17 protein-coding genes are annotated in these 21,738 nt (G+C 31.6%); 9 read left to right on the top strand and 8 right to left on the bottom strand.

What is annotated here, in order from left to right:
• Positions 1-20 precede the first annotated feature (20 nt).
• Both Ollyesu_RS10495 and Ollyesu_RS10490 read right to left on the bottom strand, forming a co-directional pair.
• Entirely contained in the window at positions 21-938 is a 918-nt protein-coding gene (locus Ollyesu_RS10495) for a patatin-like phospholipase family protein (protein WP_279301172.1), read from the bottom strand.
• 33 nt (positions 939-971) lie between these two features.
• Complete coding sequence (locus tag Ollyesu_RS10490; RefSeq protein ID WP_279301171.1) at positions 972-3,041, bottom strand: M1 family metallopeptidase; 2,070 nt, start codon at positions 3,039-3,041, stop codon at positions 972-974.
• Positions 3,042-3,124: 83 nt separating this feature from the next.
• Between Ollyesu_RS10490 and recG the strand changes: the two genes are divergently transcribed.
• From recG to Ollyesu_RS10470, 4 genes are all read left to right on the top strand, one after another.
• A complete protein-coding gene (recG, locus tag Ollyesu_RS10485) occupies positions 3,125-5,227 on the top strand; it encodes an ATP-dependent DNA helicase RecG (protein ID WP_279301170.1) in 2,103 nt (700 codons plus the stop codon).
• 90 nt (positions 5,228-5,317) lie between these two features.
• On the top strand, positions 5,318-5,899 hold the full coding sequence (locus tag Ollyesu_RS10480; protein ID WP_279301169.1) for a tRNA-(ms[2]io[6]A)-hydroxylase: 582 nt from the start codon (positions 5,318-5,320) through the stop codon (positions 5,897-5,899).
• A gap of 36 nt (positions 5,900-5,935) precedes the next feature.
• Positions 5,936-6,628, top strand: coding sequence for a M50 family metallopeptidase (locus Ollyesu_RS10475; RefSeq protein ID WP_279301168.1), 693 nt, complete (start codon positions 5,936-5,938; stop codon positions 6,626-6,628).
• 110 nt (positions 6,629-6,738) lie between these two features.
• On the top strand, positions 6,739-8,079 hold the full coding sequence (locus Ollyesu_RS10470; RefSeq protein WP_279301167.1) for a metallophosphoesterase: 1,341 nt from the start codon (positions 6,739-6,741) through the stop codon (positions 8,077-8,079).
• A gap of 32 nt (positions 8,080-8,111) precedes the next feature.
• On the opposite strand, the gene Ollyesu_RS10465 is transcribed toward Ollyesu_RS10470, so the two are convergent.
• The 4 genes from Ollyesu_RS10465 to Ollyesu_RS10450 all read right to left on the bottom strand — a co-directional run bounded on the left by Ollyesu_RS10465 (position 8,112) and on the right by Ollyesu_RS10450 (position 13,543).
• Positions 8,112-9,338, bottom strand: a complete 1,227-nt coding sequence (locus Ollyesu_RS10465; protein ID WP_279301166.1) for a TlpA disulfide reductase family protein — start codon at positions 9,336-9,338, stop codon at positions 8,112-8,114.
• Between the two features lie 114 nt (positions 9,339-9,452).
• The gene (locus Ollyesu_RS10460) at positions 9,453-10,229 is read right to left on the bottom strand and encodes a hypothetical protein (protein ID WP_279301165.1); all 777 of its coding nucleotides are present in this window, start codon (positions 10,227-10,229) and stop codon (positions 9,453-9,455) included.
• A 4-nt stretch (positions 10,230-10,233) separates the two neighbouring features.
• Positions 10,234-10,434, bottom strand: coding sequence for a hypothetical protein (locus Ollyesu_RS10455; RefSeq protein ID WP_279301164.1), 201 nt, complete (start codon positions 10,432-10,434; stop codon positions 10,234-10,236).
• Positions 10,435-10,630: 196 nt separating this feature from the next.
• Positions 10,631-13,543: an endonuclease gene (locus tag Ollyesu_RS10450; RefSeq protein WP_279301163.1), complete on the bottom strand. Its 2,913-nt coding sequence runs from the start codon at positions 13,541-13,543 to the stop codon at positions 10,631-10,633.
• Between the two features lie 229 nt (positions 13,544-13,772).
• Here Ollyesu_RS10450 and pheT point away from each other — a divergent pair, with 229 nt between their 5' ends.
• From pheT to Ollyesu_RS10435, 3 genes are all read left to right on the top strand, one after another.
• Positions 13,773-16,202, top strand: a complete 2,430-nt coding sequence (gene pheT, locus Ollyesu_RS10445; RefSeq protein ID WP_279301162.1) for a phenylalanine--tRNA ligase subunit beta — start codon at positions 13,773-13,775, stop codon at positions 16,200-16,202.
• Positions 16,203-16,204: 2 nt separating this feature from the next.
• Entirely contained in the window at positions 16,205-16,402 is a 198-nt protein-coding gene (locus Ollyesu_RS10440; protein WP_279301161.1) for a hypothetical protein, read from the top strand.
• Between the two features lie 225 nt (positions 16,403-16,627).
• Positions 16,628-17,344, top strand: coding sequence for a hypothetical protein (locus tag Ollyesu_RS10435; protein ID WP_279301160.1), 717 nt, complete (start codon positions 16,628-16,630; stop codon positions 17,342-17,344).
• Between the two features lie 73 nt (positions 17,345-17,417).
• Here Ollyesu_RS10435 and Ollyesu_RS10430 read toward each other — a convergent pair whose 3' ends face one another.
• On the bottom strand, positions 17,418-17,981 hold the full coding sequence (locus Ollyesu_RS10430) for a fasciclin domain-containing protein (RefSeq protein WP_279301159.1): 564 nt from the start codon (positions 17,979-17,981) through the stop codon (positions 17,418-17,420).
• A gap of 149 nt (positions 17,982-18,130) precedes the next feature.
• On the opposite strand from Ollyesu_RS10430, the gene Ollyesu_RS10425 reads away from it, so the two are divergent.
• Entirely contained in the window at positions 18,131-18,367 is a 237-nt protein-coding gene (locus Ollyesu_RS10425) for a DUF2007 domain-containing protein (RefSeq protein WP_279301158.1), read from the top strand.
• Between the two features lie 117 nt (positions 18,368-18,484).
• Here the strand turns inward: Ollyesu_RS10425 and Ollyesu_RS10420 are convergent, their stop codons facing one another.
• Complete coding sequence (locus Ollyesu_RS10420) at positions 18,485-20,113, bottom strand: ATP-binding cassette domain-containing protein (protein ID WP_279301157.1); 1,629 nt, start codon at positions 20,111-20,113, stop codon at positions 18,485-18,487.
• A 202-nt stretch (positions 20,114-20,315) separates the two neighbouring features.
• Here Ollyesu_RS10420 and Ollyesu_RS10415 point away from each other — a divergent pair, with 202 nt between their 5' ends.
• Complete coding sequence (locus Ollyesu_RS10415; RefSeq protein WP_279301156.1) at positions 20,316-21,695, top strand: hypothetical protein; 1,380 nt, start codon at positions 20,316-20,318, stop codon at positions 21,693-21,695.
• Positions 21,696-21,738 lie beyond the last annotated feature (43 nt).

Here is a 21,738-nt window from a genome sequence, read left to right as displayed (position 1 = left end):
GTTTTTACATAAATTAAATTCTATCTGATTGGAACTGTAGAGCTAAATTCATCTGCATCACCATGTTTGCTTTGCGCATATAAATAACCTTCAAGCCACCAATCTTCCATCAATTGCTTATTAAAAATTAAAGAGTTTTCTGTTAGCTTAGTTGGAGTATAGTACAAATTAAGCTTGACATTTCTATGTTTTGCAGCTAGTTTACCAATAGCAATATCTCCTTTTTCAACCTGATCTAATAAGTGACCAAATAAATTAATCATTAATGAAAATGGATTTTTACCTAACACCTTATTGTATTCTAAATTTTCGCTTTCTAAAACTATAGCATCAACTTCTGTTGCGCCTCTTAAGATAGCTTCTCTAATAGGTATCACACAACCTAAACCACCATCTGCATATTCAAATCCATCTTTTGTTGCCAAAGACATAAACGGAATATAGTTACAAGATATCCAAATCCACTCACAAAACTCTTCATAACTATAGTCTTTAATAGACTTGTATTCTACTCTATTTTTAGACAAATTTGTAACCGTAACAACCACATCTTCTTTGGTGGCTAATATGGCATCATATTCTGCTTTAGTAAAGTTTTTCTTAATATTTTGTTTTAGGTTTTTACTTTCACCAAATGTTCGTTTACGCTTAATAAACTGTAATGCTGTATTAAAATAATTTATAGATACATACTCTCTATCACCTTTCTTTTTAACTACAAAAGGATTGATACTAAAAATTGAGTTTTGATTAACATGTGTAAAAATATCATACAATTTTCCAACATTACCAACAGCTAAATGCGGTATAAGTAAGCTTCCAGTAGATGTGCCTAAAAACATATCATACACCTTACCTTCTTGCTCTATTAAATATTGAGCAACGCCTCCTGCAAATGCACCTTTACTTCCTCCACCTGATATAACTAATGCTTTCATATTTTTTTTGAATTCCTTTGAAGTAAGGAATCATTATTCTTTTTGATTGTTCTGCAAATTACTAATTATCGATTTATAATTTTCATTTTCTGAAAGCGATTGCAATAATTCTTTTGCAAAACTCTTAAAACGCCAATTGTGGTGTTGTGACGCTTGTACCAAATTTTCTAATGCAATATTATTAAATAATCCTAATTCGTTTAAATAAGAAAACGCATTTTGACGTCTTTGAAATGGATGATGTGAATCAGTGTAATCAACTATTTCATCATAAAACTCTTGAGTTTTATCAGCTTGATAATCTGGAGTTGCTATAGCCAAAGCCAACCATAACAATCGTACATTATAATTATTAAACCCATAAATAGATTTTGTCTTTTCTAGATAATTATTACGCTGTTGCGGAACGTTTGCCCAAAGATTAAATAACGCTATTTCTTTTGTCACATAAGATGCATCATCTAATAAGGTTTCATAATCTGATTTAAATTCTGAAGGAATCTTTGCCATATTTGCAGCTAAAGCCTGTCTAAGCTTAATATTATCTGACTGAAAGGCTTCCTTAATTAAATCGTTAAACGTAGGATAGTCTGGTTTTGTAAACACTTCTTCTAAAACTGCTACTTGTATTGGATAATAACCTTCCGGAAATTGAGTCACCAAACTTGATGGAATATAATTATCAGTACTATCTTTTCTAAATCTTAAATACGGATTAGTTGTCATGGTTAGTAAAAATGAAGTCGTTTCATTGGTTTCCAATGCTGCAATCATCTCATTCTCTAATAAAATATCAGATGCTAACCATTTATCTACAAAATTAGTCAAATCCTGACCTGAAGTTGTTTCGACTTCACTTATAAAATCGTTAGTTTCTACATTTTTATAAGCATGGTTTTTTAAATAGTTTTTAACTGCTGTTTTAAATGCCTCAACTCCTACTTTTTCTCTCAACATATGCAATACCCAAGCGCCTTTTTTATAAAACGTCGTGCTGCTTGATTTGGGATTTAATAACGCAGTACTTTGTCCTGCATCGTCTTGTGCAACTAATTCTTGATAATAATCATACAGTGTATTATAATAGTAATCTTCACCAAAAATATCACGCTCTGCTAACAAGGCATAATACGTTGCAAACCCTTCTTGTAACCAGTGATGTTCTCCGCTTATAGCTGTTACAAAATCGCCAAACCATTGATGTGCCAACTCATGTGCATTAACATTAACGTAGTTTTTGTCTATAAAACTAGTATTGTCAATCATAAAATCGTCACTAAAAATTGTACAACTGGTATTTTCCATTCCAGAATACAAAAAGTCTTGTACTGGGACTTGTTTGTAGTTTTGCCAAGGATAAGCCACACCAATTTCTTCTTCTAAAAAGTCAAACATCTGTTTGGTGTAACGATACGTTGGCTCGACTTTAGCTGAGTCTTCAGGGTAATAGTATAACTCTATTGGCACACCACTTCTAGAGGTAATTATTGTCTTGTCATATTTTCCAATTGCTAGTGCAACTAAGTAGCTAGACATGGGTTTTTGCATAATAAACAAATGATCTTTTCTCCCAACTCCAGCATTAGTAATACTTCTTTTACCATTAGAAATTACATCATAGTCTTCATCGACATTAAAAATTATTTTAAAAATCACTTTTTCATTCACATCATCAAAACTTGGTAACCAATGACTTGTGTATTTCCCTTGACCTTGAGACCAAACTTGATTATTTTCATTTTCATCTTGCCATCCTATAAAATATAAGGTTTGTTTTGGATGCGCATAATATCCAATTGTTAGGTTGTGACTTTTTCCTTTTTTAAACTTTTGCTTAATAACTATATGCTTACCCTCATAATAATGTTCAATTATTTTACCGTCCAATTCTACACCAATACGTTCAAAATTTACAGCGTCTATGTAGATTGAATCTGTATTCTTCAAAACATCAAAAGAATAAACTACGTGACCACCAATACCTTTATCTAATGGATTTACTCTTAAATGGGCTTTAGCAGTTATAAAATTTACAACATCAGTCTGTTGTGCGTTTATAGTAAAGCCTAGAAAAGTAAAAAAGAGTAAAAAAAAGTATCTCATAAGTAGTTATAAACAAGGATTAGACCAAAATACGCAAAATTTCAAGTTTCATCTTTCAAGTTTATAAATTATCTTCGTTGCATATGAGTACCAATTTACAAACTTCAATAGATTACCTTAAAGGTGTCGGACCAAATCGTGCCGATTTGCTTCGTAAGGAGTTGGGTATTCATACCTATCAGGATTTGATTAACCTGTTTCCTAATCGTTATTTAGATCGAACACAGTATTATAAAATCAATCAGTTACTACGCAATGCTGCCGAAATACAAGTGATTGGTAAAATCACCAAATTTGAAGAAGTTTCTCAAAAACGTGGAAAACGTCTAGTTGCTACGTTTAAAGACGATACAGGCACCATGGAATTGGTGTGGTTTAGAGGTCAAAAATGGATTAGAGAGAGCTTAAAATTAAATACGCCTTACGTCATCTTCGGGAAAACAAATTGGTTTAATGGCAAGTTTAGTATGCCTCATCCAGAAATTGAATTACTTACCGAGCATCAAGCTAATTTGCGTAGTGCGATGCAAGCCATTTACCCTTCGACAGAGAAATTATCTAACAAAGGAATTAGCAATCGGGTGATGACCAAAATCATGCAAAATTTGTTTTTAGAAACCAATGGAAAATTTGCCGAAACCTTGTCTGAAAAACTACTCTCAGAAAACAAATTAATTTCAAAATCTGAAGCTCTTTTTAACATCCATTTTCCACAAAATCAAGAGGCACTTTCTAAAGCACAATTTAGGTTGAAATTTGAAGAATTATTTTACATACAATTGCAATTAATTCTGAAAAATTTAATTCACAAAACAAAGATAAAAGGATTTCCTTTTGAAAAAGTTGGCGAGCACTTCAATCAGTTTTTTAAACACCATTTACCGTTTGAATTAACCAACGCTCAAAAACGAGTGATTAAAGAAATTCGTCACGATTTAGGAAGTAATGCACAAATGAATCGATTATTGCAAGGTGATGTGGGTTCTGGGAAAACCATTGTAGCGCTAATGTCAATATTAATAGCACTTGACAACGATTTTCAAGCGTGTCTAATGGCTCCGACTGAAATTTTGTCAGTACAACACTATAACAGATTAGTTGAACTATGTAATAAACTGAATATCAGTATTAAATTACTAACAGGTTCAAGTAAAACTTCAGAACGTAAAAAAATCCACGAACAGCTCGAAAATGGCGAATTAAACCTCTTAATTGGTACGCATGCGCTACTTGAAGATAAGGTAAAATTTAAAAATTTGGGACTCGCAATTATTGACGAGCAACACCGATTTGGAGTTAAGCAACGTGCAAAATTATGGAAAAAGAACACCTTCCCTCCTCACGTTTTAGTGATGACTGCAACTCCAATTCCAAGAACATTAGCTATGTCTGTTTATGGTGATTTAGACATCTCAATAATTGACGAATTACCACCTGGTAGAAAAGCTATAAAAACGGTTCATAGATATGACTCTAATCGATTAAAAGTGTTTCGATTTTTACGTGACGAAATTGCTAAAGGAAGACAAGTTTATATTGTCTATCCTTTGATACAAGAAAGTGCTCAAATGGACTACAAAGATTTAATGGATGGCTACGAAAGTTTGTCCAGAGAATTCCCGATGCCAAATTATCAAATTTCTATTGTTCATGGTAAAATGAAACCAGCAGATAAGGAGTTTGAAATGCAACGATTTGTAAAAGGAGAAACTAATATTATGGTGGCAACTACTGTTATTGAAGTTGGTGTTAATGTACCAAACGCCTCAGTCATGGTCATAGAAAGTGCAGAGCGTTTTGGATTAGCACAACTCCACCAACTTAGAGGTCGTGTAGGTCGTGGTGCAGAACAAAGTTATTGTATCCTTATGACTAGTCATAAATTATCTGAAAACAGCAAAACTAGAATAGACACCATGGTTAGAACCAATGATGGTTTTGAAATTGCAGAGGTCGATTTACGCTTACGTGGTCCTGGTGATATTATGGGAACTCAGCAAAGTGGAATATTAAATTTACGTATTGCAGATATTGTTAAAGACAACCATATCCTGCAGCATGCACGTTATTGGGCAAAACAAATTTTAGATAAAGACCCAAGTTTAGGTCATCCAGAAAACGCTGTTATTTTAGATACTTACAGGCAAATGAGCAAGTACAAGAATATCTGGAATTATATTAGTTAGAGTTATTAAGTAAAATAACATTAAAATCATAGTTTATCTTTACCTTTAACTAGTACTTATTACTAACCACTAATTACTAGCTACTAAATTATGCTTCACCTAAAACTAGAAACCGATCCACGTTGGGTTACTATTGCAGAATCTAATCTTGAAGAAATCTTAACAGATCATGCCTGGTGCGAGCAAAAAGCTGCTACAAATGCCATAACCATTATCACTTTAAATTCTGAAAAAGAAGATTTAGTAACAGAACTACTAGAATTAGCTAAGGAAGAACTAGAACACTTCCAAATGGTACATAATATTATAAAAGCACGTGGTTACACTTTGGGTCGCGAGCGTAAAGACCATTACGTCAACCAACTGTATAAGTTTATGAATAAAGGTGGAAATCGTGTGCAATCTATGGTGGACAGATTACTGTTTTCTGCAATGATTGAAGCACGTAGCTGTGAGCGTTTTAAATTACTTTCAGAGCGCATTAAAGACAAAGAACTTTCTAAATTTTATTATGATTTAATGGTTAGCGAAGCTGGACATTACACCACATTTATCACCTTTGCTCGCAAATACGGACAAGATGTAGATGTAGATAAACGTTGGAAGGAATTAGTAGAGTTTGAAGGTGAGCTCATTAAAAGCTATGGTAAAAGCGAAGGAATTCATGGTTAGCATTGAAATACAAACGATTATGATAAATCTTTAAGTATGAAACTAACCGCAGGAAAACAACAAATACTATACTTAGTTATACTATTGACTACAACAATTCTCTTTTGGAATACTTTACTTATTTACCCAATCAAATTATTTGTAGTCATGCTACATGAAATGAGTCATGGATTGATGGCTATGTTGTTTGGTGGAGATATTATAGAAATCCATATAGATAGACGTATTGGTGGTTATTGCATGTATACCATGAGACCAAGCTTTTGGGGAAGTTTTATGACCAGTAGTGCAGGTTATTTAGGAAGTTTATTTTGGGGTTCTTTGATACTAATACTTGCAGTTAAATTAGAAAAAGACAAATACATTACTTTAGCAATTGGAGTTTTATTGTTAATCCTCTCCTACTTTGTATTACAATCTGGCGTCTGGTTTGGCACCTTTATGACTATTGGATTAGGTGCTTTTATGTTAGTTGCCTTTCGGTTTTTTGGTCCTTTATTTCATGATTTGTGGTTAAAGTTTATTGGTATTATCTGTTGTGCATACGTTATTTTAGATATTAAAGGTGATTTGATTGACAACTCCAATATTGGTAGTGATGCAGATAAAATTGCAGAATTAACAGGAATACCAAGTGTTTTAGTTGGTATAACTTGGCTGATTATAGCATTAATTACGCTGTTTTTTGTGTTAAGATATGTCTATAGACTAACTAAAAACTCTTTTTAAACAACAAACAGTTTCAAATTAAATCATTTTAAAATCAGGTATTTACACGCTTAAATTTTAATAGTGTGCGTTTTATTTTTATACCATAATAATCAACACCTTGTTTTGACATGAAATTTAGACCTGTTATTATCATTTGTTTTCTTTGGCTAATAAATAGTAGCTGCAAAAACAATCCACAAGATAATTTAGTAAGCAATTTTACTAATACCAAAAATACTACTACTAATAATGTAGTTATAGCTACAGATAGCTCTACCAGTTATTTTTTATCCTTATCTGATGTACATTTAGATAGCAATAGAGGTTATACAAAATTTGGAAGACATAACGATACTGGAGACTCACTATGGGCTAGAACAAAAACTGAATTAGAAAAAGTAATAAAAACACAAAAGCCAAAATTTATGGTGTATTTGGGTGACTTACCTCATCATGAAGATGCAACACGAGTAAAAAATGTTACTTTAATGCTTGAGCACTTAAGACGTTTAGATATAGATATACCTCTACTATATTTACCAGGTAACAACGATGCGCTTGGTGGTGACTACAACTCTTTTCAAGATTCTGAAGGTAAAAACCCTTTTTCTGTAAATCCAAACATTAACGATTCTTGGCCTGTTTTACATGATACTACTGGTAAAGCCAAAATATCTAATATGGATTTTAATAAGCAATTTGGATTTTACTCTACAGACTTAACTATAGATAAGGACACATTAAAAATAATAGCTTTAAACACAGTTATTTTTACTAATAGTTATTATCAAAGTGATGATGGTGTAACGCAAAAAGAAGCAGCACAAAAGCAATTTTCATGGTTAGAAAATACTTTAAGTAATTTAAATTCTTCAACTCCTATTTTAATGATGATGCATATTCCACCAGGAGTAGATAATTATAGTCATAGTGGACTCATGTGGAATAATTGGGATAAAATAGTTAACAAAAAAGGAGATTCGTTATATTTTCAAAATGCATTCTTAGATTTAGTTGATCAAAACTCGTCTCAAATTAAAGGAATGCTAACCAGCCACACGCACTTTGATGGTATTAGACGTATATACAATAGTACTAAAGCTGATGATAACGCACTTATAGGTATTAGTATTTCTACACCAGGAATAACTATTGGTCACGGTAATAATCCAGGATTTAAACTCTTTGAATACAACAATAATACATTTGATATTATAGATTTTAAAACCTATTTTGCTAAACCAACAAGTCATGAAGGTTTTAAATACTTTGGAGACACATACACTTTTAAAAATACTTACAATGTAAGCGATAAAAAATCCACAATTTACGAGAGTATTACAACAATGGATTCGACTGAGATAAAAAAATATATGAGTGAAATTATAGCAGTTAAAAGCTATAAAACCAATAAGATTGTTAATGGTTATCACTTTTATAGTGTGATGAATGTTCTAAAAGACCAATAAATTTAATTGTACAATACCATTAACGCTTATAATTAGCGAGCGTTACTATTGGTGTTTTCATTTAGCAATTGATTTACAAACTCTGTGAATTCTGTTTTAAACTCTGTAAATTTTTCACCAGTTGCAGGACCATTAAAACCAGTATGTATTTTGCGTACTTTACCTGTCTTATCAATAAATATTGATGTAGGATAGCTCAATACATGATTAAGCATTGGTAATTTTTCGTTGGCTTTAGATTTACTAGTCGTACCTGTTTGAGCTAATAAAATTGGATACGTAATACCAACTCTATCTTGTAAACGTTTTATAAAACTAAACGCTTTTTCTTGGGTTTTGGCGTATTCAAATGCTAATGCAATAATTTCTACTCCTCTATCTTTATTGTTTTTGTAGTACTCTGCGTAGTACTTACTTTCGTCTAAACAATTTGGACACCAAGTACCCATAACTTGCACTATAACAACTTTATTTTTAAACCTGTCATCGGATAATGACACTTGGTCTCCATTAGCATCAGGAAATGTAAATACTAAGCCTTCATACCCATCTTTTAAAACAGTTAAGTCATTTGCGCTAGCAAGTTGATAGTTATTGTTGCGTTTTGCTGCAAATGGCTCTTTCCAATGGTTTCCTGAATAAAACATTCCATTTATTGTCGAATCGGTTACTGTACCAGTAAATAAAAAAGCATGCGCACCATCAAAAGTTGATAATTGTAAATGATTACCATTTATAACTCCTTCTAAAAATCGATAATCACCTGTTTCGGTTAAAAATGTGCCAGTTACCACATTATCATTTTGTTTAAAAACACCTTTAGCAACGTAATTGTCTTCTGTATTTGGACTAAACATAGTTTCCCATTCTCCAGAAATATTTGTATCAGTTCTTGCGCTTACTGCAAATCTTGAATCATTTTTTGATGCTTTAAAGGATTGCTCTCTGTTTTTTTCTTTTACAACAAATCGTCCATCAAGTGTTTCATCATGGATTTTAGCGACAATTAGTCCTTCAAAAACAGGAAGTTTGATATACACTGAGTCGTTTTTATAATCAATTTCATCTACTTCAATCACTTCTTCTGCATTATAAATCTCCAATGTGTTAGCGTCTTTCACTTTAAAAATAAAAGGAAGTTGTAACGTGTCATTGACTTGCAGTTCGGCACGATAAGTGCCATAAGTCAAGAATTCGGTCTTGTTATTGTCACAAGACACTAAGGTAATTGCAACTATTAATAAGAGAAAATAACGCATAATTTATAGGATTTTTATATTTATTCGAAATAACAACAAATTACTTACAAATAAAAAAAGACACAGTAAAACTATGCCTTTTTTTGGTGTATTGTAATATAAATTATTTTCTTATTAATCTTCTACCTCTTCTAGCTCTAATAACTTTTCTTTTCTTTTTTCTATTTGTCTTTTGCTTCTTTCTACAGAATTTTCATGATTAGCTAACTTTTCTTCCACACGCTTTAATGTAGCTTCGCGTTTAGCTATTTGATCTTTTGTAAGTTTTCCTTCTGCCTTTTGTTTCTCAAATTGCTCTCTTGCTTTTGCTAACCTATCTTTGCCATTAGCCACTAATTTATCACTTTTTTCAAGACGATTTTTACTGTTATCTAATCTATTTTTAACAGCTTCTAGTCGTTCTTTTTTATAAGCTTCTCTGTCTCCTTTGTATGCTTCACGTTTGGCTTTAAGTACTTCTCGCTTCTCCTTCGCAACCTCACGTTTTGCTTTCATCTCTGCCTTAATTTGTTCTCTTTCTTCTTCTGTAGCGTTTTGATACTCTTCCTTCATTTTATCAAGCTGCTCTTTCATTTCTTTTTTCTGTTCTTTTATGTCACCTTTTTCCTCTTTAAGCTGATGCTTTTCTTCTATCATTTTCTCACGCTTTGCTTTCATTTCTTCTCTTTCTTCCTTCATTTCCGCTTTTAGCGCTTCACGTTTAGCTTTTATTTCTGCATTCCTTTCTTGTACATCTACTTTTCTGTCTTCTTTCAACATCTTCCTTTCTGCCTTATTACCCTTGGATTTAGTTTCTAATTTATCCTTTGATAATTCTTGCGCTAAAAGCGATTGTTGATTTGACATTATTAACAATCCAATACTTATAATTACTATCTTAAAATGTTTCATTTTATTATTCTTTATCTAATTGTTCTAATTCTTTTTCTAAATCCTTGGCTTCTTCTTCTAAGTCATTAATAATACTATCTGTTTCTACTTCAATAGTTTCGATAGTTTCAGTTTCTGTATTGATTGACTCCTCATTTTTAGTTTCTCTACAAGAGACGAGAAAAAAAACAACCAAGATCAAGATGGTTTTAATTATTGCTTTCATTTAAATACGTTTTAGTTTACTACTCTAAATGTACGTACGAAACCGTTATAACAGTTTGATTATTAAACTACAACACATCAATTTTAGATTAAAAACTGATAATATCGATATAATACAACATCAATTTTATTATTAACAAATAAACCCAATTATATCAAAAGTTATAATTGGGTTTAGATAATTAAAAAGTAAATATTTACTTTTTAATAAACTTTTTAGTCATAATTTCTTCACCATCATTAATTTCTAGAATGTACATTCCAGAGTCTAATTGGTTGACGTTGATTTGATTTTTGGTTAAATTGCCTTTTGCTACAACTTGTCCTAAAACAGATATTATTCTGTAGCTAATGTCACCAAAATATTGATCTGAAAATTGTATTGTAATTACATTTCCAGAAACTGGATTTGGATACAATTTAAAGTCATCTTCGAATAATTCTAAACTTTCTGTATTTAAATGACTTATATATGTCACAGCATTAGCATCAATACTTTCACTGCTTCTAGTTGCATTATTGGACACTCCAGATATTACTACTTGATCAATGTAAATTTGGTCTGCATTAGAAGAAGCGTCTGCTTGGAATCTAAATCTAGCATTTGATGTAAAATTATAACTGTTAGCATCAAGACTTACAGTTGCTTGATAAAAATTGTTGTTTTGAAAATCTGTACCACTTGCATAAGCAGCAACAGTTGTCCAAGAGTTACCATCGTTATATCTTAACCAAAAATCTTCATTGTTTTCCATACTATATGAGTAGAAATAGAAAGATATTTCGACACTATCGTAAGAGGATACATCGTAGGATTGAGATGTCATAGCAGATCTAGCTCCAGAGTTATCTCTTAATCGTATTGAATAGTTACCTTCAAAAGATCTAGATCCAGAATATCTCGCACAATCGCCACCACCATCTGACCAATTATCCCATCCAGATTCAAAGTATGATTCTGAAAGTAGTGTTGTTCCGGTTACTGGGACACTTTCTGTAAGTATAGTTAAAGGGTTACTTTCTACTGAAGTATTTCCAGCACTATCATATGCAGTAACTGTAAAATCATAAACGGTATCTGCATTTAGATTATTAACAATATAACTAGTTGTTGAGATTGTAGCTATAAGCACTCCGTCTTGAATAACATTATATCCAGTAACACCCATATTATCTGAGGACGCAACCCATGTTAAATCCACTGATGTTTGTGTAATATTAGAAGCTGCAAGATTACTAGGTATAGAAGGCGCTTCAGTATCTGGTGGTGTATTGGTTAAAATAGTCAATGGATTACTTAACATAGACGTATTTCCTGCTGCGTCTTTTGCACTAATTTCTAAGACATAACTACTAGAAGGAGCTAATCCAGAAACTGAATAATTAGTAGAGGTAACAGATGCTACTAAAACGGTATCAAGAAAAACATCATATGCAGTTACACCTGTATTATCAGTTGATGCAGTCCATGATAAATCTACAGAGGTTTCAGTAACATTTGACGCTATAACATTAGTTGGTTTTGTTGGTGCTTCTGTATCTAAAGGTGGTGCACCACCATCAATTGTATGTGTACCTAAATTATCAAACGTATCTGTTGTTAAACTGTCCCATTCTGTAATCGTATAATTTGTATTTGGACTAACAATATTAGACTTACGCTGTAAAGTTACATTCTGCGCATAATTAGCACTACTATTTGCATCACCTAATAAATCAATAAGTACGTTATTTTTAAATAAACCAATAGCATCATTACCATTAAAGCTCATAACACCTGCATTAGTAGCGTCTGCAGAATTTAAAATTACTGCTGTAGCACTACTGTGTGCAATAACAAACACGTCGCCATTAGCTAAAGTTCCACTTAAACTTACAGTGCTTGTGAATGAGCCACTACCATTGGTTGCTTTCTTTAAAGTATAGTTTGATAAGTCTATTGGAGTACCAGTAAAATTAGCAATCTCCAATGCTTTATTATTTGAGGATCCTTCGATATATTCTGAAATAAATAAATCTGTTGCAGCAGATCCAGTTCCTGAAGCATTTGTTACTATGGTAACTATTGTAGAAACAACCGATTCATTACCTGCTTGATCTAAAGCTGAAACTGAAAAATCATACATGGTATCTTGTGTTAGACCTGATACATTATAATTAGTTGTACTAACAACAGTTAAAAACATTCCATTTTGATAAACATTATAACCAGTTACACCAACATTATCTGTAGATGCAGCCCAACTCAAAGTAGTTGCACTAGAGGTTATTCCACTAGCTACAAGATTTTCCGGGACAGAAGGTGCTTGTGTATCTGATCCTCCTATTCCAAAACGATCTTCTGCTTGAGGACCACCCCAAATTTGTGTCGCAAATGCAGGATTATCTATAAAAGGATTTCTATTGCCTTGAATACCAGCAATAACTTCATTTCTATTATCTTCAAAAACATTAACAGGATCTTCCACATTCCATTGCAAGAATAAATCAATCATATTATTATCGCCAGCAATTGTATTTCCTATACCTACGTTAACAGGCAAACATCTATCATCATATCTTAAGTACATAAATAACATCATTCTAGCTACATCACCTTTCCATTCGTCTCCAGGATAAAAATAGCCTTGAGCAGTAATACCTGCATTTCCAGAACCGTCAGCATATTTTCTGTTATTTCTTGTCGAGTTCATTTGTCCATCACAAGCGCGCAAGTGATGTGCATCGCTACCAGGACCTGTAGTGCCTAAATTTGGAGTTCCTAAAGATTTTGGATAAGTATGTTCTCGATTCCATTCTCCTAAGTTACCACCATGATCAAACTTACCTCTTGTTCTATCTGTTTTAGCCTCTCCATCATTATCATTATAACCATAGATTAATAATACATCATTAGGGTTATTTGGGTCTGCATCTGCCTCTTCTAAAGCATTCCAAACACCTGGAGTGTAACTTAAAAAATTGGTGTGTGTTCCAATAATTTTAATGGCTAATTCATCTTTTAAATCAGTTCCAGTTAAAGAGAGGTTAACATCGTTGTAATAAGACGGGATTTGGGCATATGTTATTGATGATATAAACAATAACAACAAAAGTAATTTGTTTTTCATTTTAAGGGATATTTTAGATTAACTTTAGAAAGATAATGGATATTACCTTTGACTTTTTTGTATAAAATTGACTAAGCTTTCAACTTAATAACAACTTGTTTGTAATTGCCTAATTATTATATCTTTCTATTTATTGAAAATGTTAATAAGTATTTTTCAAACAAAACACTTTTTTCGATTTATATACCAATCAAGTATTATTATATTTGTCCTCTTAATTATTCTATACATGAAGATTTCTTATAATTGGATAAAACAATTTATAAAAACAGATTGGTCTGCAGAACATACTAGTGAGTTACTAACTGATTTAGGACTTGAAGTTGAAGGATTAGATAAATTCCAGAGCGTAAAAGGTGGATTAGAAGGTGTTGTTGTTGGTGAAGTACTAACTTGTAATCAACATAGTAATGCTGATAAATTAAAAGTAACAACTGTTAATATTGGATCTGGAGAACCACTACAAATTGTTTGTGGTGCACCAAATGTTGCTGCTGGACAAAAAGTACCTGTTGCTACAATTGGTACGACTTTATATACAGACACTGGAGACGCTTGGACTATTAAAAAAGGTAAGATTAGAGGTGAGGAAAGTCACGGAATGATATGTGCGGAAGACGAGCTAGGATTAGGAAAATCTCATGATGGTATTCTAGTGTTACCAGAGGATACAATTGTTGGAACACCCTGTGCAGATTTATTTGATGTGGAGAATGATTTAGTATTTGAAATTGGTTTAACACCCAATCGTGCTGATGCTATGAGCCATTTTGGTACTGCAAGAGACCTTAAAGCTGGGTTACAACAAAAAGGGATTAACGTCGAGTTAATCACACCTAGTGTTAGCGCTTTTCATATAGAAAATAGAACACTAAAAATTGATGTTGACGTTATAAACAAAGATTTAGCACCTAGATATTGTGGTGTAACTATAAGTGGTTTAAAAGTTGAAGAATCGCCAGAATGGTTACAACACAGATTAAAAGCAATTGGATTATCTCCTATTAATAATATTGTAGATATCACTAACTATGTCTTGCATGACTTAGGGCAACCGCTACACGCGTTTGATGCTAATAAAGTTTCTGGTAATAAAGTTGAAGTCAAAACATTACCTTCTGGAACTAAATTTACCACATTAGATGGTATTCAACGTGAATTACATGAGGACGATTTAATGATATGTAACTCTGACAAACCAATGTGTATTGCTGGAGTATTTGGAGGAATTGATAGTGGTGTTACAGAAAACACAACCAGTATATTTTTAGAAAGTGCATATTTTAATCCTGTTAGCGTACGTAAAACTGCAAAACGTCACGGATTAAATACAGATGCATCTTTTAGGTTTGAACGTGGTATAGACCCAAATATTACAGAATATGCTTTAAAACGTGCAGCATTACTAATACAAGAGATTGCAGGAGGAGAAATTACTAGCGATATTGTTGATATTTATCCTAATAAAATTGAAGATTTTCAAGTTCGTTTAAGTTTTGATAAGGTGACTCAATTAATTGGTCAAGAGATCCCTAAAGAGACGATAAAATCCATTTTAACTTCGTTAGACATTAAAGTTAATAGCGTTACCGAAACAGGTTTAGGTCTAACTATTCCTGCATTTAGAAACGATGTTACTAGAGAAGCAGATGTTATTGAAGAAATATTAAGAGTTTACGGTTATAATAATGTAGAAACCAGCTCTAAATTAAACGCATCCATATCCAATGCTTCAAAATTTGAAGATTACAAACTGCAAAACGTTGTTGGTAATCAATTGGCAGCACAAGGCTGGTTTGAGATTATGGCTAACTCGTTAACTAACGCTAATTACTTAGCTCTATCAGATCAACTAAAAGCAGAACATAATGTAGAGATGCTTAATCCATTAAGTCAGGATTTAGGTGTGATGCGTCAAAGTTTATTATTCTCTGGTTTAGAAGCTGTAAGCCATAATATTAATAGAAGACAACATAATTTAAAGTTTTTTGAATTTGGAAAAACCTATCATAATTATGGAGATAAATGTGAGGAGTTTAAACGTCTATCTTTATTTGTGACTGGTCATAAAACCGAAGAAAGTTGGTCTTATTCTCCTCAGTCAAAAACAGATTTTTTCTTTTTAAAAGGAAGTATAGCCAGTATTTTGGATCGCTTAGGCATAAATCGATACCAAGAAAATACAACAAAAAATGATGTGTTTACTGAAGGTTTACAGCTAAGCATTGGACGTGATATTTTGGTAGATTTTGGAATTATAAAATCAAAAATTACCAAACATTTTGATATTAGTCAAGAGGTGTTTTATGCAGATTTTAATTGGGATACAATAATAGAAGTTGCTAAACGTAATACAATAAAGTTTACTGCTATCCCAAAATATCCAGAAGTAAGACGTGATTTTGCATTGTTAATAGATGAAGCTGTTACCTTTGACTCTATTAAAAGTATTGCTAAAAAAACGGAAAAACAATTACTCAAAAACGTTAACCTTTTTGACGTATATCAAGGTAAAAACTTACCTAATGGTAAAAAAAGTTATGCGGTAAGTTTCACGTTTTTAGACGATCGTCAAACTCTTACAGACAAGACAGTAGATAAAATAATGAATAAGCTTCAAAATAATTTTGAACGCGAATTAGGAGCAGAACTAAGATAACTATGGAACCATTAAGAAAAAATAACACTTGGAATTTATTTACCGGAATAATTCTAACCGTTTTTGGTAGCTATAGGTTGTATCAATATTTTTCAGGCGTAGTTGTTTATAAAACCTACAGATTAGTACTCTCTATTGGTTTTGTACTCTATGGACTATTTAGTTTGTATCAATATGTCAAGATTAAAAACAATAAGTAACTATATAAGCCTTCAAATAACTGAAGGCTTTTTTATTTTTTGTTTAACCTTAAGTTTTGGGTTCGTTTTACTAAAAAAAACAAACTTCAATGATTACAGATAATTACAGTGCACCAACTGTTTTTAATGTCTTAAACAAAATTGCTAAATAATCAAATAGGACTGTTAAAGCTTTGTTTTTAAACACTCTATATCGTATTTTTATATTGAAGAAAAAGAAAAATTATGATATTTAATCCTACCAACATTGAAAGTAAATTACGAAAACAACAATTACGTGATTTAGATAGTCATACAATTTTAGACCAAGTCTACTCTATTTTAAAAGCAAATGATGACCATGAAAATAGAATAGAAACCACATTAAAATCTGGAGTGAAAGGTAACTCTAACTTATTTGACATTGATAAGCTAGAAACAGATCGTATTTTTCATATTGACAGTATAAAAAAAACCTGTATAGATTACAGATTACGATTTTTGGATACCAAATATTTTAAAAATGAATTCCCTCAAGAGGCGATTTCTAAAATTAAACATTTAGAAAAAACACATAATACATACTTAAAAGGGTTTAAAATAATGGCACCTTCTAAGCTCTTCAAATTAGAAAATCCTGATGATCCATTATTATTTGCACCAATTGGAAATGGTTATTATTATCTAATTCATAAATGGGGAAACGATTTAAATCCATTTAGAAAATGGTTAGTGTTACCTTTTAAAAACTTTGAAAATTTATTGACTTTTGCTTTAATCACAAGTGCTGTTATTACCTATATATTCAATTTTAACATGACTCAAGACGAGCAATTTATTAGTAAAATGCTATTACTATTTTTATTTATGTTTAAGTCTGTAGTTGGTATAGTTATTTTTTATGCCATTTCTCAAGGCAAAAATGTCAATACAGCAATTTGGAACAGTAAGTATAGTAAATAAGAATTGCACTTAATCAATAAAAAAGCTCTGGAATTAAAAATTTCAGAGCTTTTTTAGTAAACACCTTTTAGGTTTACTCAGGTAATATTACACTATCAATAATATGAATAGTTCCATTACTTTGTGAAATATCTGCTTTAGTAATTTTAATATCATTACCAGTAGCATTAGTCAAAATAACTGTTCCTCCTTCCACATAGCCAGAAATTGAAGCTCCGTTTACAGTTTTAAAATCAGCCTCTCCGTCATTAGCGCTAATAGCATTAACAATTGTTCTAGCGTCAAAATTACCTGGCAACACATGATAAGTTAAAATAGCTTTTAACTTGTCTTTGTTTTCAGGTTTTAAAAGACTCTCTAAAACACCTTCTGGCAAGGCTTTAAAAGCGGAATTGGTTGGAGCAAAAAGGGTAAATGGTCCAGATCCAGAGAGCGTTTCAGTTAAATCAGCTGCATGTAATGCTGTAACTAATGTAGTGTGATCTTCAGAACTAGTTAAATAAGTAAAAATGTCTGTATTAACAACATCTACAACTGTTGGCTTTTCCATTTTTAATTTAGATTGTGAAAACGACAATGAAGCAAAAAATAAAACGATTAGTAACATTAGGTTTTTAGGCATTTTTTTAGTTTTCATTGTTTTAAATATTTAAAGATTAATTACTTAATAAACGTTTAAATCATTGCTACGGACGTTTCAAAAAGTAAAATTTAACGTATTTAACATTTATAAAAAAATTTGAAAACTATTTTGTATCTTTAAGTAAACCCAAAAAAAGGCATATTATGGAATCAAATTATATCAAAATTTTTGAAGGCAATTTTATTATTGTTCAACTAGTAAAAACACGATTAGAAGATATAGGTATTAATCCAGTAATTAAAGATGAAAACGAATCTGGACGCTTGGGTGGATTTGTACATGATATTCCAAGAGTACCTCAAGTTTATGTTCATGAAACTGAGGTTGAAAAAGCCATGCAAATTGTTAATCAAGTTCGTGCAGAAACTGAAGCATCATGATTTGTTTGCATATCTAGTTAAAAAATACATTTGTGTAGATAAATAAAAAAAGGTTCTGAAAAAATTAATTTTCAGAGCCTTTTTTCTATATTTCAAACTGTAACTCTTTAGTAATATCTAAGCAGTTACTCTATACATTTTATCTCTTAATTCTTTAATCTTTGAATCTTGCATATACTCGTCAAATGTAGTGTATCTATCTATAACACCGTTTGGTGTTAACTCTACTACTCTGTTAGCAACTGTTTGCGCAAACTCATGATCGTGCGTTGTAAACAACACAGTGCCTTTAAAGTTTTTAAGCGAATTATTAAATGCTGTGATACTCTCTAAGTCTAAGTGGTTAGTAGGTTCGTCTAGCTGCAAAACATTTGCTCTAGTCATCATCATTCTAGATAGCATACATCGCACTTTTTCTCCTCCAGATAGCACATTACATTTTTTTAGTGCCTCTTCGCCACTAAAAATCATTTTTCCTAAAAACCCTCTAATATGTACTTCTTCTCTTTCTTCTTCTGTTTGAGCCCATTGACGTAACCAATCTACAAGAGTCATATCATTACTTTCAAAAAACTTACTATTATCTAACGGTAAGTAAGATTGTGTTGTTGTTACTCCCCAAGAAAAAGTTCCAGCATCTGCCTTTAGATTGTTATTTAAAATTTCATAAAACGCTGTTGTAGCTCTAGAGTCTCTAGAAAACAAAACGACTTTATCACCTTTTTGAAGGTTTAAATCTATATTTTTAAACAACACCTCTCCATCTAAGGAAGCGGATAGTCCTTCAACATTTAAAATCTGGTCACCAGCTTCTCTATCGCGTTCAAAAATAATTGCAGGATAACGACGACTAGTACGTCTAATATCTTCGATATTAAGCTTATCAATCATCTTTTTTCTACTGGTAGCCTGCTTACTTTTTGCAACGTTAGCAGAAAAACGACGGATAAACTCTTCCAATTCTTTCTTCTTCTCTTCTGCTTTTTTGTTTTGTTGCGCATGTTGTCTTGCTGCTAATTGAGACGACTCATACCAAAACGTATAATTACCAGAATAGTGGTTGATTTTTCCAAAGTCAATATCGCTAATATGCGTACAAACAGCATCTAAAAAGTGTCTATCATGGGAAACGACAATAACACAATTATCATAATTTGCTAAAAAGTTTTCTAACCAAGCAATAGTTTCGTAATCTAAGTCGTTGGTAGGCTCATCCATGATAAGTACATCAGGATTTCCAAAAAGCGCTTGTGCTAATAACACACGGACTTTTTGTTTACCATCTAAATCACCCATTAAGGTGTAATGTAAATCTTCTTTAATACCTAAATTAGATAACATTGCTGCAGCATCACTATCTGCATTCCAACCATTCATTTCTTCAAACTGCACTTGTAGCTCTCCAATTTTCTCAGCATTTTCATCGGTATAATCCGCATACAAAGCATCGATTTCTGACTTAATATCGTATAACGGTTTATTGCCTTTTAAAACAGTTTCTAAAACGGTATCTTCATCATGCTTGTTGTGGTCCTGTGTTAAAACAGACATACGTTTACCTGGTTCTAAATGCACATGTCCAGACGTAGGTTCGATTTGACCAGAAATTATTTTTAAAAATGTTGATTTCCCAGCTCCATTGGCTCCAATAATTCCGTAGCAATTACCATTATTAAATGTAGTACTTACCTCATCAAAAAGTACACGCTTACCGAATTGAACTGATAAATTTGATACTGATAACATATCTTATATTTTAATTTTGTGCAAAAGTAGAAAATAAAGACGAAACAGAAACTATACATTGGTCTTTAATAAGTTTTAACAACGCCTTAACACCAGAACTATTAAGCAAAACATATTTTTGTTTATAATGCTATTTGCCCTTATACACTAATTTATGTCTTTAAGACCCTTATTTTATATTATAATTTGTTTTAGTACACTATTGTCTTGCAAAAAAGACACCAGTACTTCTAAAGAGATGACTGCTTTTTTTGGTGGAGAAATTATCAATCCAAGTAGTAATTATATTATTATCTACAAATCGTCTGATATTATTGACACTGTATATTTAGATGCTAACAACCGTTTTAAGTATACATTTACAAATTTTGACTCTGGTTTATATCATTTTTACGATGGGAAAGAATCGCAATCGTTTTTAATTCATCCCAATGATAGCATCATGATACGTGTTAACACAGTAGAGTTTGATGAGTCATTAACCTTTAACGGAATTGGAGAAAAGGAAAACACCTATCTTATTGATCTTTTTCTAGAAACCGAAAGACAAGAACAGGAGGTTTTAAAAATTAGTCAATTAGAACCTGAAGCATTTGAAGAACAATTATCCAATATCAGGCAACAAAAGTTAGAAAAACTAAAGCAGTTTACCTCTAAATATAATGCTTCAGAACTGTTTACTACGTTTGCTAAAGCCAATATAGATTATAATTACTATTATAGTAAAGAAGCTTATCCATTTATAAACTACAGTAAAAGTGAACACGATATTTTTAATGGGTTACCAGACGACTTTTTTGATTTTAGAAAAGATATTGATTACAATAACGAAACCTTAAAAGATTACAGACCGTATGTGTCTTTTTTAAGATTTCATTTCAATAATATTGCTTTACAAGAACATTTTAAGCATTCTAAAGACAGTACTTACGATAACCAATCGCTAGATTATAACTTAGATAAATTAACACTAATACATCAAAAAGTTTCAGATACGTTTATTAAAAACAGGCTGTTATATTATAATATGATTAAGTTTATAAATGCCTCAAAAAGTGTTGATGATTACGATTCGCTTTTAACTTCATTTAATGAAAAAAGTACTAATACCGAACATAAAAGTAAAGCCAGTACATTAGTTAATTCTTATAAACGATTAAAACCTGGACAAGTTATTCCAGATTTAAAGGTGATAGATAAAAATGAAAAAACATACCAACTAAGACAACTAATTAATAAACCTACTATTATTTATTTTTGGGATGTTAAAGATAGATACCATTTAAAGGTGTCGCATGATCGTGCAAAAGAGCTACAAAAGAAGTATCCAGAATTTGATATTTTGGCTATAAGCATCAATTCTATTAGTAGTAGAGAACAAGCAGACGTTTTACAACGTAATCATCTAAATCTTAACAACGAGTATCATTTTGAAAATGCAGAAGAAGCTATAGAACTTTTATCATTAAAACCAGTAAATAAAGTCTTTATACTGGATAAACATGCTAGAATTGTCAATCCTAAAGCTAATATGTTTGACCTTACTATTGAACATGAATTACTAGCATTGATCAATCAATAACAAAACCATTTAATACAAATAAAAAAAGCCTGCAATAGCAGGC

The organism is Olleya sp. YS (assembly GCF_029760915.1).
Lineage (GTDB): Bacteria > Bacteroidota > Bacteroidia > Flavobacteriales > Flavobacteriaceae > Olleya.
The sequence above is the reverse complement of the archived record's forward strand: the minus strand, read 5'-3'. Positions and strand labels throughout refer to the sequence as shown.